Source organism: Marinactinospora thermotolerans DSM 45154 (assembly GCF_900167435.1).
GTDB classification, from domain to species: Bacteria; Actinomycetota; Actinomycetes; order Streptosporangiales; family Streptosporangiaceae; genus Marinactinospora; species Marinactinospora thermotolerans.
This window is the reverse complement of record NZ_FUWS01000003.1, coordinates 383,295-397,384: the sequence shown is the minus strand read 5'-3', so window position 1 is coordinate 397,384 and position 14,090 is coordinate 383,295. Positions and strand designations below refer to the sequence as shown.

General features: G+C 74.0%; 11 protein-coding genes. 3 read left to right on the top strand and 8 right to left on the bottom strand.

Features of this window, described 5'->3' with window-relative positions; translation table 11 throughout:
* Window positions 1-414 precede the first annotated feature (414 nt).
* Window positions 415-3,534 (bottom strand): bifunctional cytochrome P450/NADPH--P450 reductase, encoded by a 3,120-nt coding sequence (locus B5D66_RS07285; protein WP_078760863.1) that lies wholly within the window; start codon window positions 3,532-3,534, stop codon window positions 415-417.
* 82 nt (window positions 3,535-3,616) lie between these two features.
* On the opposite strand from B5D66_RS07285, the gene B5D66_RS07280 reads away from it, so the two are divergent.
* Window positions 3,617-4,183 (top strand): TetR/AcrR family transcriptional regulator, encoded by a 567-nt coding sequence (locus tag B5D66_RS07280; RefSeq protein WP_159457230.1) that lies wholly within the window; start codon window positions 3,617-3,619, stop codon window positions 4,181-4,183.
* A gap of 36 nt (window positions 4,184-4,219) precedes the next feature.
* Here B5D66_RS07280 and B5D66_RS07275 read toward each other — a convergent pair whose 3' ends face one another.
* Entirely contained in the window at window positions 4,220-5,401 is a 1,182-nt protein-coding gene (locus B5D66_RS07275; RefSeq protein WP_235000830.1) for a GTP-binding protein, read from the bottom strand.
* Window positions 5,402-5,628: 227 nt separating this feature from the next.
* On the opposite strand from B5D66_RS07275, the gene B5D66_RS07270 reads away from it, so the two are divergent.
* Together B5D66_RS07270 and B5D66_RS26540 are read left to right on the top strand one after the other, a co-directional pair.
* The gene (locus tag B5D66_RS07270; RefSeq protein WP_235000829.1) at window positions 5,629-6,393 is read left to right on the top strand and encodes a ZIP family metal transporter; all 765 of its coding nucleotides are present in this window, start codon (window positions 5,629-5,631) and stop codon (window positions 6,391-6,393) included.
* A gap of 277 nt (window positions 6,394-6,670) precedes the next feature.
* On the top strand, window positions 6,671-7,360 hold the full coding sequence (locus tag B5D66_RS26540; protein ID WP_078760860.1) for a MerR family transcriptional regulator: 690 nt from the start codon (window positions 6,671-6,673) through the stop codon (window positions 7,358-7,360).
* On the opposite strand, the gene B5D66_RS07260 is transcribed toward B5D66_RS26540, so the two are convergent.
* The 6 genes from B5D66_RS07260 to B5D66_RS07235 all read right to left on the bottom strand — a co-directional run bounded on the left by B5D66_RS07260 (window position 7,327) and on the right by B5D66_RS07235 (window position 14,065).
* Entirely contained in the window at window positions 7,327-8,271 is a 945-nt protein-coding gene (locus B5D66_RS07260) for a DUF2382 domain-containing protein (RefSeq protein WP_078760859.1), read from the bottom strand. The two genes, B5D66_RS26540 and B5D66_RS07260, sit on opposite strands and share 34 nt — an antisense overlap.
* Window positions 8,272-8,479: 208 nt before the next feature.
* The gene (locus B5D66_RS07255) at window positions 8,480-9,223 is read right to left on the bottom strand and encodes a class I SAM-dependent methyltransferase (protein WP_078760858.1); all 744 of its coding nucleotides are present in this window, start codon (window positions 9,221-9,223) and stop codon (window positions 8,480-8,482) included.
* Window positions 9,216-10,703, bottom strand: a complete 1,488-nt coding sequence (locus B5D66_RS07250; protein ID WP_235000828.1) for an ABC transporter ATP-binding protein — start codon at window positions 10,701-10,703, stop codon at window positions 9,216-9,218. The genes B5D66_RS07255 and B5D66_RS07250 overlap by 8 nt, the downstream gene beginning before the upstream one ends.
* A 49-nt stretch (window positions 10,704-10,752) precedes the next feature.
* Window positions 10,753-11,547 (bottom strand): ABC transporter permease subunit, encoded by a 795-nt coding sequence (locus B5D66_RS07245; RefSeq protein WP_078760856.1) that lies wholly within the window; start codon window positions 11,545-11,547, stop codon window positions 10,753-10,755.
* The gene (locus B5D66_RS07240; RefSeq protein ID WP_235000827.1) at window positions 11,544-12,479 is read right to left on the bottom strand and encodes an ABC transporter permease; all 936 of its coding nucleotides are present in this window, start codon (window positions 12,477-12,479) and stop codon (window positions 11,544-11,546) included. Before B5D66_RS07240 ends, B5D66_RS07245 begins: the two co-directional genes overlap by 4 nt.
* A 74-nt stretch (window positions 12,480-12,553) precedes the next feature.
* A complete protein-coding gene (locus B5D66_RS07235; protein WP_078760854.1) occupies window positions 12,554-14,065 on the bottom strand; it encodes an ABC transporter substrate-binding protein in 1,512 nt (503 codons plus the stop codon).
* Window positions 14,066-14,090 lie beyond the last annotated feature (25 nt).

The following is a 14,090-nucleotide window of genomic DNA, read 5'->3' as shown; positions in this document are numbered from 1 at the left end:
TGGCCTACTCGTTTACCTCATCATCCGACGATAATGAGGCTGCGCGGGCGGTGAGCCGAATATAGCAAGGGAAACCCCGTCCCCCTGAGTTGAAAAATCCCACAAAAACTTCCTGCTCTTCATCCGCGCAGAATCAGCGATACAAGGCGTTGCGCTTCTCCTGCCAGGAAGGCGGGTTCTTGTTTCTGTTCTTGTTCTGGCGTCGGTGGTAGTACGGAACAACCAGGCCGGCCCCCCCTGGTAGTTGCCGTCGGCAATCTTCAAGAGGGGCCGACAACGGTCTTCGCACCGAAGTCCCATGCCCGGCTACGGTTGCCGGACAGCGGTCTGCTGGCGGTGACAAAGCAGGCATCGGCGTCCATCGCGACCTAGTGGTTCCGAATCATGAACGCAGCTCAAGACGCTCTCTAGCCGTCAGGCGAAGATGTCCTGGTGGTAGCGGCCCTCGGCCTCCAGGCGGCGCATCCAGGCCTCACCGTCCCCGCCGGTACGGTCGTGGTGGATGCGGGCGAGGGTCCGGCGGACCGCGGGGGCCATGCGCACCCCGTCGCCGCAGACGTAGACGTGCGCGCCCTGGTCGAGCAGGTCGCCCACGACGTCGGCCTTAGCTGCGAGCGCGTCCTGGACGAAGCGGTGGGGGTGCCCCTCCACGGCCGAGAAGGCGGTGTGGACCCGGGCCACCCCGGCGCGCTCCCACTCCTCCAGCTCCCGGCGGTACAGCCAGTCGTGCTCGGGGTGGCGGCAGCCGCAGAACACCTCGACCCGGCCGGAGGCGCCGGTCAGGAAGCGTTCCTCCAGGAATCCGCGCAACGGGGCGAACCCGGTTCCGGGCCCGACGAGGAGCAGCGGCGTCGCGGGATCGGCGGGCAGCCGGAAGGCCGGCGCCGGGACCCGGACGTAGCCGTAGAAGACGTCGCCGGGGCGCAGACCGGCCAGGTAGGCCGAACAGGTCCCCCGGTAGTGGCCGGCACCCGAAAGGGCCGGCCCCTCGACCAGGCCCACGGTGATGCGCACCCGTCCGGGGTCGGCCAGCGCTGAGGAGGAGATCGAGTAGTAGCGCGGCCGGATCGGTCCGGCCATCTCCAGGAAGACCGGCAGCGGCAACTCGATCGCGGGGAAGCGTTCGAGCAGGGTGAGCACCGACACACGGGGGGTCAAGACGTCCTCGACGTAGTCCAGCCGGGCCAGCTCCCCCCGCGTCCAGGGGCACGCGGTGTGCGCGGCCAGGGTCTCCAGGTCGGCGCGGGTGGCCGTCTCCTGCAACTCCACGAACTCGCTCAGCAGCAGTCCGGCCGTCACCGGCGTGTCCAATGGCAGGTGGCTGCTCCCCTCAGCGCGCAGCCGCACCACCTGTTCGCGGGGAATCCGCAGCAGGCGCAGCGCCCGCTCCACCGCCGTGGGGTCGTTCTTGGCGAAGACGGCGAGGTGGTCGCCGGCGGTGTAGGCGGTCCCTTCGGGCAACTCGGCCACGATGGAGCGCACGCCGGGCCGGGGGGCCTCCAGCTCGAAGTCCCACAGGCCCTCGGGGTCACCGGTGAGCTCCTCGTTGGCGACCACGGTCAGGGGGACGGCGTTCGCGGAGACGACGGCGGGCCGGACCTCGGTCTCGGGCAGCACCTCCATCGTGTAGCGCGGCCCCTCCTGCGCGGCGCTCGTGCCGTAGTGGGCGGCCAGGGCGGCCCACAGCCGTGTGGTCCACTCCGAGACGGCGCCGTCGAAGTCGCCGTCGGTGTCGGCCTCGCAGCGTTCGAGCAGGGGCTCGGCGCCCGCCCGGACGAGCTTGTCGAAGGCCCGCCGGGGAAAGTCCTGGTAGGTGGGCCACTGGGTGTTGCCGCAGCCGAGCAGGGCCAGGCGCACCCCCTTCATCGAGGGCAGCGCGGCGAGGGCGTCGAAGTCCTGGGCGTTGTCGGGCGCCTTGCCGTTGTAGGTCGAGGTGACCACGGCGAGCACACCCTCCCCGGGTGGCGCGGCGGCCAGCTCGTCCAGGGTCGTCAGGGTCGTGGTGAACCCGGAGCGCCCGGCCCGTTCGGCCAGGCGTTCGGCCACGTCGGCGGCGGTGCCCAGATTGGACCCGTAGGCCACGGTGAGGGCGACGCCGGTCACGGTCACCTCGTCGCCGCCGGTCTCGGGTTCGGGTTCGGCCGGCACGACGGCCGCCCGCTCGTGCGGACGGCGTTCGCGGACCCTGATGGTGAACCCCTCGGGTTTGAGGGTGAGGGTCTGGCGGGTGCGCATCCGGTAGGCGTGGGGGTCGGATATCGCGAAGGAGCGCAGGACCAGGGCCAGCGCCAGCCGGGCCTCGGTGAGGGCGAACTGCCGGCCGATGCAGGCCCGTTGCCCGTTACCGAACGGCTTGTAGCCGGCCGGGTGGTGGCCGGCGCGGTTCTCCGGCAGCCATCGGTCGATGTCGAACTCCTCGGGCCTGTCCCACGCCTTGGGGTGACGGTGCAGGGAGGGGAGCAGGACGACGACCTTGCGGCCCTTGGGGACGGGGTGGCCGCCCAGCGTGGTGTCAACGAAGGACTTGACGCTGAAGGCCGGGATCGGCGACCAGATCCGCAGCGTCTCGTCCAGGATCCGCGGGATCACGTCGAGCCGCATGATCGCCTCGTAGGTGGGCGGCTCCTCCCCCGGCAGCAGGCGGTCGACCTCGGCGTAGGCGCGGGCGAGCACGTGGGGGTTGCGCAGCAGGTTGTAGACCGCGAAGGACAGCAGCCCGCTGGTGGTCTCGTGCCCGGCGATGAGGAAGGTCAGCACCTGGTTGCGGATGTTCTCGTCCGACAGGCGCGCCCCCGTCTTGGGGTCGGCGGCCTCCATCATGAGGCCGAGCAGGTCGCGGCCTCCCGCGCGGCCCTCCTGGCGGCGGTGCCGGATGATGTCGTCGACCAGCTCCCGCATGGTCGCGATGTCGGCCCGGTAGCCGCGCTCCTGGCGCTTCATGAACCGGGTGACGAAGGGCGGGCGCCGGCTGCGCAGCATCGCCTCGGTGAGGGCCCGGCCCATCGCCTGGAGGAAGGGGTGCAGCTCGGGGGAGTCGAAGGAGTCGAAACGGTAGTCGAAGCCGGTGAGGGAGATCGTGTCGAGGGTGAGCCGGGTCATGTCGTCGCTGACGTCGATCTCCTCGCCCTGGCGGCGGCGCCAGGAGGCGACGAGCTGGTCGGCGATCTCCAGCATCTGCGGGAAGTAGGCCTTCATCGAGCGCTGCCCGAAGGCCGGCATCAGGATGCGGTGGGCGTGCCCCCACACCGGTTCGCTGCGGCGGGCGGTGAACAGGCCATCGCCGCCGAAGTCGCGGACGATCGACAGCGGCGGGTCGATCGACTTGTAGAAACGGCTCTCGTCGCAGACCTCGGCCACCAGGTCGGGGTCGTAGACGAGGAGCATCTCCTGGCCGAGCACCGTGACCCTGTAGATCCCCTCGGGGTGGGCGGCGGCGAGGGAGTTGAAGTAGGCGCTGGGGGCGTGGGCCGGGATCTGGAAGGTGTTGCCGACGAACGGGAGGCCGCGGGGGGCGGGGATCTCGGTGACCGTCATGGGACTCCTCGTGTTTCCGAGGGCCGGATATCTTCCGCGCCCTCCAGCCATACACCGTATGCCAGACGGTACCATACGACGTATGGCAAGTCATGCGCGCAGGGGAGCGCCCCTGACGCGGGAGGAGATCCTCACCACGGCGCTACGGTTGATCGACGCGGGCGGGGTCGAGGCCCTGACCATGCGCCGCCTGGCGGCCGAGCTCAGCGTCAACCCGATGTCGCTCTACCACCACGTGGAGAACAAGACCGCGCTGCTCGAAGGGGTCTGCTCCCTGGTGGTCGCGCGGCTGGAACCGCCTCCCGACGACGGCTCGGCCTGGCAGGATCGGCTGCGCGCGCTGGCCCACACCTACCGCTCGCTGGCGCGGCTGCATCCGGCGCTGTGGAGCTACGTGCAGGTCCACCCCGAGATGATCGGCAGGGAGGACGGCATGTGGGGCGCGCTGTGCCGGACCCTCCTCGCCGCCGGGGTGCCCAAGGAGGACCTGGCCGCCACCGGCGAGGCCCTGTACTCCTTCGTCTCGGGTTTCGTCACGGCCGAGAGCAGGGACGAGCTGGGCCGCCAGCGCGGCGCCGAGGACGTCGACCGCACCTTCGAGCTCGCCGTGGACATCATCGTGGCGGGCCTTCGGCGTACCACCGGCTGAGCCCCGCCCCTCGGGGACGGGGCCGGACGGCGACGGTCAGCGGACGCCGCCGAGCACCTCGGCGAAGGGGTCGTGGGCCGCCGGCCGCGTGTGGCCGGGGTCTCCCATCTCCTCGTCGGTGAGCAGGCAGGAGTCCAGGACCTCCGCGATCCGCCCGGCGTCGAGGTCGACCCCGGTGAAGGACAGGCACTGGCCGCGGTCACCGATGACGGGATGCCAGTCCACCCGCGCCGACATGCGGCGTTGCGCGGAGACGAGCGCCCAGGCGGTGTCGGGCAGCGCGGCCAGCCACGGTCCGGCCGCGCCGATCGCGAGCGCGCCACCGGCGGCCTCCCACGTCAGCAGCGTGTCGAGCCGTCCGGCCAACCAGAACCGTCCCCGGCTGCGCGGGGCCGCCTCGGCCAGCCGCTCCAGGGCGGCGTGCAGACGCTCGGGATGCAGGGGGCGCCTTCGACGCCACGTCATGGTGGACACCCGCCCGGTGCGGCGCGAGGCGGGGTACTGGGCGCAGGCGGGGTCCAGGCGCGCGGCGGCCGTGCGCGGCGAGAAGCGTCCACGGGTGGCGCGCAGCAGCCGCTCCCCCACCGGGGGCAGCACCAGGGCCGCGGGGTTGAGGTGTTCCAGCAACGCGCGCCCCTGTTCCCACAGGGCGTGGCCGCCGCGCGGGGCCGTCAGCGTGAGCAGCGTGGGGTACTCGACCTGTCGCGCCACCACCTCGGCGACGGTGTCGCCCTCCCCACGGGAGGCCGTCCACGGGGAGCGGCCGCGGGGCGCGGCGTCACCGGCCAGGTCGGTGGCGAGCAGGCCCGCCTCCACCGCGGTGCAGACCGCGGCCAGGTGGATGCGCCCCCGCGCGTCCTCCTCACCCTCCCAGGCGGAGATCGACTCGGCCACGGCCCGGGGTTCCACCGCGTCCGCCAGCTCGACCACGCACAGGGGGTGCTCCCCCTGCGCGGCGAGCCCTTCCAGGAAGAGCCGCAGGTCCTCACGCAGGGTGCAGGAGACGCAGGAGGGCACGGCGGCCACGCGCGCGCCGTCGACCACGCCCCAGCGGTCGCGCACCATCCGGTGGACCACTCCCTCGGCGACCCGCCCGAGATCGTGGTGGACGGCGACCGCCCTGGGCTCGGCCAGGAGCAGCTCGTCGACGGTGCGGGCGCGCGCCTCGCGGTGCCTGCCGGCCACGACCACCACCCGCATCGGACGTTCCTGTCGCATTCCACCCACCCTCCTAATGAAAACGATTTTCATTATCATACAGATGGATGGGCGCCGGGGAACCCGGCCGCGGAAGCCCCCTGCGCGGGGACGGCCGTCCGTTTCCCGCCGGCCCCGCACGTCGACCGGCGACGCCGCCCCGACCTGGTTAGACTCGCGCGCACCCGGCCGGACCGGGCGCGTTCCACGGGCCCCGCCCCACGGCCTCGACGTAACGGGAGGAAGCCGTGATCGCCGTCGCCGTCGCCGCCGCGGCCTTTCTCACGACCCTGCTCGGCGGCTGGACGGCGCGCCACGCCGGCGACCGCCGCCACCTGGCGCTGGGCCTGGCCGCGGGACTGATGCTGGGCGTGGTGGCCTTCGACCTGCTCCCCGAGGCCCTGGAGACCGCGGGTGGGGAGCTGTTCGGGGTGCCACAGGCCCTGTTGGCGGCGGCGGTCGGTTTCCTGGCCGTGCACGTCGTCGAACGATCGGTGGCCATCCACCGGGCCCACGAGGGGGAGTACGCCCCGCACACCCACCCGGTCGCCGCCACCCCGCCCCGGGGAGCCCCCGAACGGGGCATCGGCGTGGCCGCGGCGGGCGCGATGGTGCTGCACAGCCTCATGGACGGGCTGGCGATCGGCGCCGCCTTCCAGATCGGCGGCGGCGTGGGGGCGGCCGTGGCGGTCGCGGTGGTGGCCCACGACTTCGCCGACGGGTTCAACACCTACACCCTGGTCAGGACCTACGGCAACGACCGGCGCCGCGCGGCGGTGTTCGTCGCCGCCGACGCCCTCGCCCCGGTGGCCGGGGCCTCCCTCACCCTCGTCCTGACCGTCCCCGACCACCTGCTGGGGCTCTACCTGGGCCTCTTCTCCGGGTTCCTGCTCTACCTGGCGACCTCCGACATCCTGCCCGAGGCCCACAGCCCGCACCCCAACCGCGCCACGCTGGCCTGCACGCTGGCCGGCACGGCCCTGATGTGGGTGGTGGCCGGGCTGTCCCACTGACCGGGCAGAGGACGACCGTCTCGCTCCGCCGTCCCCGCCGTCCCGGTCCAGACGATCTCGAAGAAGCGGCCAGGGGCCATCCCGGTCCACATGCGGGAAGGACGGCGGCCCCACAACGCCTCCTCGGGCGAGCGTCGTCCCCTGGCAGCCGGAGACCGGGACGGCGGCCGGCGCGCCACCGGAGGCACCACCCCGCCCTGACGTCCTCCGGGACCAGGATCTTGACATCTCGCCCCGCCTCGCGGAGCGACGCCCTGGGGTGGGCCGGGGTCGTGTCATGACGGCGAGCGCGAGGGCACAGCCCGCTCGCGGCCCGCACACCGTCGGCCGTGACACCACCCCGCGAACTTTGCGGGAAGGGCCGCGCGCCGCGGCCCTGACCGACCGGCTGAGGGGCGGACGCCTTCCCGGCACCGTGCAGATCGGGGCCGTCGATCGCGGTCGCGCCGAACCGGACGCGCGAACGGGCCGACTTCGAGACGGCGCTCAGCGCGTTCGAGTCCGCCGCCGTGGAATCGGCGACGGTCGCGGCCTCGCCGGGGTGCGCACCTCGGCGCTACGGCTCTGGGAGAAGCGCGAACCGCTCGCCCCCCATCGGGAGCGGTCCACCGGATACCGGCGCTACGACGAGGCGGAACCGCTCAAGGCCCGGGGCGTCGCCCTGCTCAGACGGGCCCGCTCCCCTTCCCCGCCGTGTGAGCGGTGCCGGGGAACCGCGCGCCACGGCCGATCCCGGTCGGGTCCGCGCCGAACCCGCCGAACGGGGACGGGGACCGCGCCACCGGGATCCGCTGCGGCTACGCGCCCCGGCCGCCCTGGACGGCTACGCCGCGCACCGCGCCTTGGGAACGGCCGCCGCGCACGCCCCCGAGTCCGGCCGATCGGCTCGCGCATCGGGGCCGGGACACGGACCCGGCCCCCTCGGGTGGCCGGTCAACCGGCCGGCGGGCGGCGCCGCCCCCGGTAGTCGTCCTCGGTCAGGTGATCGGCCTCGCGGTCCACCTCGACGTGCTCCTTGCGCAGCTCGCCCTCGACGTGTTGGACGTCGGTGACCTTCTCCTTGGAGATGCGCACCTTCTCGACCGGCTTGGTCTCCTTGGCGACCACCGCGCGCTCGGCGTGCAGGATGATCTCCTCGTCCTCCTCGCCGATCTGCGCGTTCCCTGCGGTGGCCCGGTCCTCGTCGGTGAGGGGCACCCGTTCGACGTGGATCTCCTCATGGGACACCGGGACGTCCTGTTCGAAGTGCTCGGTGTCGACGGACTTGCGCACGTGGGCCCGCCCGCTCTCGCGGCTCTCGACCCCGACGTGGGCCTGCTCCTCCGACCGCACCATGGTGATGTCCTCATCCGCCATGGCGTCGGCGCGTCCCCGTCCGCTCCGGGTGTCGGCCTCGGCGGTCCGGGCGTCGGCCGCTTCGGCGTTCATGGCCCGGGCGTTGGCGGCGCGGGTGTCCGTTCCATGTTCGCCCGTGGCGCGGCCGGCCATTCCGGTCTCCTCCGCCGCGCCCGCGGCGTGCCGCCCCTGGGCGTCCCCTTGGTCCTGCATGCCACGCCGGGGCCCGGGGACCTGCACCCCGTAGTGCCGGTAGAGACGATTCTCCTCCTCCACCGACAGGTGGCGGTCGACGTCGAGGTCAGGGGCGTCTTTGATCCGCTCCTTGTCGAAGGGGACCATCAGGTCGCCCTCGTTGACGCGCGCCCCCTGCAACGGGACGAGGCTGTGCCGGCGGCCCAGCATGCCCGTCTGCACCGACACCCAGGTGGGTTTGTCCGTGCGGTCGTCGAAGTAGATCTGCTCGATCCTTCCGACGTTGTTCCCCTCCCGGTCGAGCAGCTTGTGACCGACGAACTCCTGCGCTGCCTTCTGCGGCGCCATGAGAACCGCCCCCGATCCGTTTCTCCCGTCGCTGTCACCGGACGACCGGTCCACTTTCCGTGTTCCGGCTCGTGGGCCGTGGTACCCGGGCGTTCACCACGCGACCCCGGGTTTTTCCTGACATATTCCGAAAAAGGGCTTTGGTATGACCTGGCCGCCCGTTGGTCACGAGGGCGCCGATCACCCGTCCCCGGGACGGCGCGGGTGGTCACCCCCGCCCGTGGGACAGGACGAACAAGCCCGCGCCGGCGGGGCCGAAGGCGGACACGGCCAACCCGTGGCGGGCCGTCTCCGCTCGCAGACCCGCCTCGTCAAGGGTCCACCAGGTGTAGTCGGTCCGGCTCGTGCGCACCCCGCCCAGCCCGTCGTGGACCTCGTACTCCATGTACCAGGTGACGCTCTCGGGGCCGGAGGGCTCGGCCGCGGCCCAGCCGACGCAGCGGCCACGGCCCACCCGCGCCTCCCCCATGGGGGCGCGGGGCACCCTCGCGGGCCGGAGGGGTTCGCTGAGGTTGAGCGCGATCCGTCCCCGGGGCGACAGCCGGCGGGCGAGGAGGGACCAGACACGTTCGCGACCATCAGGGTCGAAGTGGCCGATCACGTTCATCGCGAGCGCGCCGCAGATCCGCTCGGGAAGGCGGGCCGAGAGCAGGTCCTCGGCCACGACGCTGACCCGCTCGCGCAGGTCCGGCCGCTCGGCCACCCGCGACAGCAGGACGCCCCGCAACAACGGCGAGGGTTCGACCGCGAGCACCTCGGCCTCCGGCAGGACCTCGGCGGCCAGCCGCGTTCCCTGACCGCCGCCGGCCCCGATGTCGACCAGGGGGCCGGCCTGCGCGTCGACGCCGCGCAGCGCCTCGGCGACGTCCCGCCCGAACCGCTGCCACCAAGGCGCGATCAGGATGTCGATGTACTCGCCGGATCGGACATAGTCGTCCCGGTACTCACGCATCGGCGTTCTCCTTCTCATCTTTCTCGGGTGTCCGTCGTCCCCGGCCGTCACGGTCCGGCGCCGCCGCGTCCGCGGCGCTGCCGACGGGGAGCAACCGGGCGTGCTCCGGGTCGATCGCGAACACGCGGTCGGCCCGGGCGGCCACCGTGACGTCGTGGGTCACCAACAGCACCGCCATGGCCTGGCGCGCGCGCAGGTCCTCCAGCAGGTCCAGGACCGCGTGCGCGTTCACCGCGTCCAGCGCGGAGGTCACCTCGTCGGCGAGGAGGACTGCGGGACCGGCCGCCAGCGCCCTGGCGATCGCGACACGTTGCCGCTGCCCGCCCGAGAGTCCGCGCGGGCGGCGGCGGGCCACCTGCGGGGACAGGCCGACCTCCGCGAGCAGCTCCTCCGCCTGTCGCCGGGCCGGCGCCGCGGGCAGCGCGCGCAGGACCCGGGCCGGCCGGGCCAGCGCCGCACCGACACGGTGGGCCGGGTTGAGCGCCCCCAGCGGGTCCTGTCCGACGAACTGGACCGCGCGCAGCGACGAGCGGTCGCGGTCGGACACCCGGGCGGGCAGGGCACGCCCCTCGACCTCGACCGTGCCGGCCGTCGGGGGGTGCAGTCCGGCGACGGCCCGCAGCAACGTCGACTTGCCGCTGCCGGACGGCCCCACGACGGCGACGAGCTCGCCCCGGCCGATCTCCAGGTCGACCGAGGTCAACAGGGACGGTCCACCTCCGGGAGGGGCCACGTCGAGACCGCGGAGCCGCAGCGCCACCGGCTCGCCGCGTGACCGTCGCCGTGGCGCGGTGGCCGGTTCGCGGCGCGGGGCCGGCCGCGCGCCGACCGTCACCACCTCGTCCGCGACACGTTCGGCGAAACCCCGGTCGTGGGTGACGACGAGGGTCGCCGCCCCCGGCGTCGTGCGCCGCCGCAGCAGCACTCCCACGACGAGCTCGACGGTGGCGGGGTCGAGTCCGCTGGTCGGTTCGTCGAGGACGAGCAGGGGTGGATCGCCGACGATGGCGCGGGCCAGCGCCACGCGCTGGGCCTGGCCGCCGGAGAGCCGGTGGGGGCGGCGGTGCGCCACCTCCCGCGGGTCCAACCCGAGCTCGGCGAGGACCCGGCCAACGGCGTCGCCGCGACCGTCGCGGCCACGGGGGAACCCGTCGGCGACGAGACCGGCGACGGTCCGCAACGGGTGCAGGTCGGCCGCGGGGTCCTGGCCGAGCAGACCGGCCTCGGCCCTGCGCCATCGGCGGGCGGCGCGGCCGGGCGGCACCGGACGCCCGTTCCACCACGTGGTTCCGCCGGCTCGGCGCAGGCCGGGGGGAAGCGCGTCCAGGGCCGCGAGGACGGCGCTGGTCTTTCCACCGCCCGACTCCCCCATGACGGCCACCACCCGTCCCGGGGGGACCCGCAGGTCCAGCGGCCCCACGATCGGCCGTCCCCCCGCGTCCACCACCCGGATCCCGCGGACGTCGAGTCCTTCCGACACGTTTCGCCCCGCCTCTCCCCGCCCCGCCGTCTCCGTGACGGCCGGCGTCTCACCCATCGGAGCCCCTGTGGTGCGTCACCGTCTGCACCGCGAGGGCCAACGCCACCGTCACCAGGCCGAGGGCGACGGCGGGGGCGGCCACCGCCGCCGGGTTGGCCGCGATCCCCGGCATGTTCTCCCGCAGCATCAGCGCCCAGTCCGGGGCCGGCGGGGAGACACCGAACCCCAGCAGGTTCAGCGCCGAGGCGATCTGGAGGGCGACCACCAGGCGCAGGCCGAGGTCCGCGGCGACGAGCCCGCGCATGACGGGCAGCACCTCGCGGACCACGACGGCGACGGGCCGCTCCCCCCGGCACAACGCCGCCTCGACGTAGCCGCTGTGCCGCAGGGAACGGACCGCGTCACGCACCACCCGCAGCGTCAACGGCGCCCCTCCGCACACGGTGGCCACGACGACCGCGGCCCGGCCCGGCAGGGTGACGGCGGCGAGAAGGGCCAGCAGCAGCGTGGGGACGGCGAGCAGCAGGTCGGCCACACCGGTGAGCACCCGGTCCCAGGTCCGGCCGGCCCACCCCGCGGCGAGCCCGCCCGCCACGCCCACCAGGGAGGCGGCCAGGGCCGCGGCCACCCCGGTGACGAGAAGGTCACGGCCACCGGCCAGGACCCGGGACCACACGTCACGGCCCAGCCCGTCGGTGCCCAGCGGATGCCCCGGCCCGGCCGGCTGCCAGGCGGCGGCCACCGACGCGGTGGGGTCCTGGGGCGCCAGCACGCCCCCCAGGAGGACCACGCCCAACAGCAGCGGCAGGGACACCCCCGCCACCGCGACACCCAGCGCCCTCATCTCGCCCCTGCCTGTGTCCGGCCGGCGCGGGGGTCGGTGGCCGCCGCGACGAGGTCGGCGGCGAGCAGGCCGGCCAGCACCACCGCGGCCGCCAGCATCGCGCCGGCCTGGATCACCGGAAGGTCGCGCGCCGCCACGGAGGTGACCAGCAGCGACCCCAGCCCGGGATAGCCGAACAGGGTCTCCACGACCGTGGCCGCGGCGACCAGGCCGCCCGCGCTGATCGCGAGGATCCGCGTGAAGGGGGCGAGCAGGAACGGTGCGACGTCGACGCAGGCCACCAGCCACACCGGGCGGCCCCTGCGGTGCGCGTCGGCCACGTGGGGGCGGGCGAGTGTGTCGCGGACCGCGCCCGCCAGCAGTCCCGCGCCGAACAGCGCCGTGGGCACGGCGGTGGAGAGCACGGGCAGCACCAGCAGTTCGGGCACGGCGAGCGGGGAACGGTCCGGTGGCAGCAGCGAGACCGGAGGGACCAGGCCCAGCGCCCCCGACAGCAGCGCGGCCGATCCGCCGGCGACCACCACCGCGGGCACCGCCGCGCCCCCGGTGAGCACGGCCGCGGCCACCGTCCGCCCGCGCCGGGCGGCACCGCCCCACCAGCCGAGCACAAGCATGGCCGGCGCCGCCAGGAGCAGCGCCCCGCTGACCAGCACGGCCGTCGCCGGGACGCGCTGGGCGATGGCCTCGGCGACCGGTCGGCCGTTGACCAGGGAGACCCCGGCGTCCCCGGTGAGCAGTCCCCCCGCCCACGTGGCATAGCGCCACCAGGCCGGCTGGTCCAGGCCGAGCCGTTCGCGCAGGTCGGCCACCTGGTCCTCGGTGGCGCCGGGGGTGGCGCGCTGCGTCGCGGCGTCGCCGGGAAGCAGCTCGGTGGCGGCGAACACCGCGACCGACACCAGGAAGAGCAGCAGGAGGGTCCGCGCGACGGCCACGGCGACGGCCGGTCCCCTCCCGCCCCGCCGGGCAGCGGCGGGGCGGGAGGGGCGGGTCACAGGACCGAGGTCCATCAGCCGGCCACGTCGACCTGGTCGATGAACAGCCGCTGGAAGCCGAGGCCGGTGGGCAGCCCGCTCACCTCGTCGCGCGCGAGGTCGATGCCGTCGCCGACCCCCCACACGACGTAGCCGCCCTCCTCCGCGACACGCTGCTGGAGGTCGGCGATCATCGCGCGCCGCTCCTCATCGTCGGCCGTCGCCAGCGCGTCGGCGAGGTCGGCGTCCCACTCCTCCTCGGCCCAGCCCGTCTCGTTGATGGGGCCGTCGGTGACCAGCGCCATGCGGGCGAAGTCGACGAAGGCGCTGCCGCCGAGACTGTTGAGGTAGAACGGTTCGACGTTCCACACCTCGCTCCAGTAGGTGTCGGGCGGGCCGCTGTCCACCGTGACGTCGATTCCGGCCTCCCCCAGCTGCTCGGCGGCGAGCACGGCCGCGTCCTCCATGCCCGGGTAGGAGGTGGTGGTGTGCAGGGTGAGGGAGACGCCGTCCTCGTGGCCGGCCTCGGCCAGCAGCTCGCGGGCCTGTTCGACGTCGCGTTCCACCGGCCGGGGCTCGGGGGCGGCGGCCTCCGCCGGGGACACGACGTCGGTGCCGGGCGTCCCGTAGCCGAGGAAGACGGTCTCCACCAGCTCCTCGCGGTCCAGGGCGAGCTTGACGGCCTCGCGTACCCGCGGGTCGTCGAAGGGCTCGGTCTCCAGGTTCATGACGAGCGGGTAGTTCACCGAGGCCGGCCGGGTGACCACCTGCATCGTCTCGTCGGCGGCGTACTGTTGCGCGCTGACCGGGGAGACGCTGCCCGCCACGTCGGCCTGCCCGGAGGCGACCGCCGCGGCGCGCGCCGCGGGGTCGGGCATCGCGGTGATCTCCAGGCGTTCCACCCGCGGCGCCTGCCCCCACCAGGCGTCGTTGCGTTCCAGGACGGCGGTGGTGTCGTCGCCGCCGGCGGGCGCGAACGGGCCGGAGCCGGGGACGGGCTCGGTGATCTCGCCGGTGCCCTCGGGGACGATGAAGGTGAGGGCGGCCAGGGCGCCGCCCACCTCGGCGTAGGGCTGGTGGGTGCGTAGCTCCAGTTCGTGTTCGCCGGTGACCCGGGAGGACTCCAGGTCGAACATCGAGAGCCGGCCGTTGTTCTCGGCCCCCTTGCCCTGGATGCGGCGCAGGGAGAACAGCACGTCATCGGCGGTGACCGGGGAGCCGTCGGAGAAGACCGCGTCGTCGCGCAACGCGATCCGCCAGCGGGTGAGGTCGCCGTCCACTGCCTCCCAGGACAGGGCGAGACGCGGCTGGGCGACCCCCTGTTCGTCGGGGACCGTCAGCACGTCGTAGAGCATGGCGAAGCGCAGGTAGTCCGACTCGTTGCCGACCCTGCCGTGGGGGTCGTGGGTCATGGCGGCCGGGGCGCCCACCGCCGCGTAGCGCAGTGTCACCGGATCCTCGGTGGTGGCCGCGGTGTCGCCGCCCGCGCAGCCGGTCGCGGCGAGGACGAGGGCGCACCCGAGAGCGAGGATCGTTCGCGATCTCATCGGGGAAGGGACCTTTCAGGTTCGG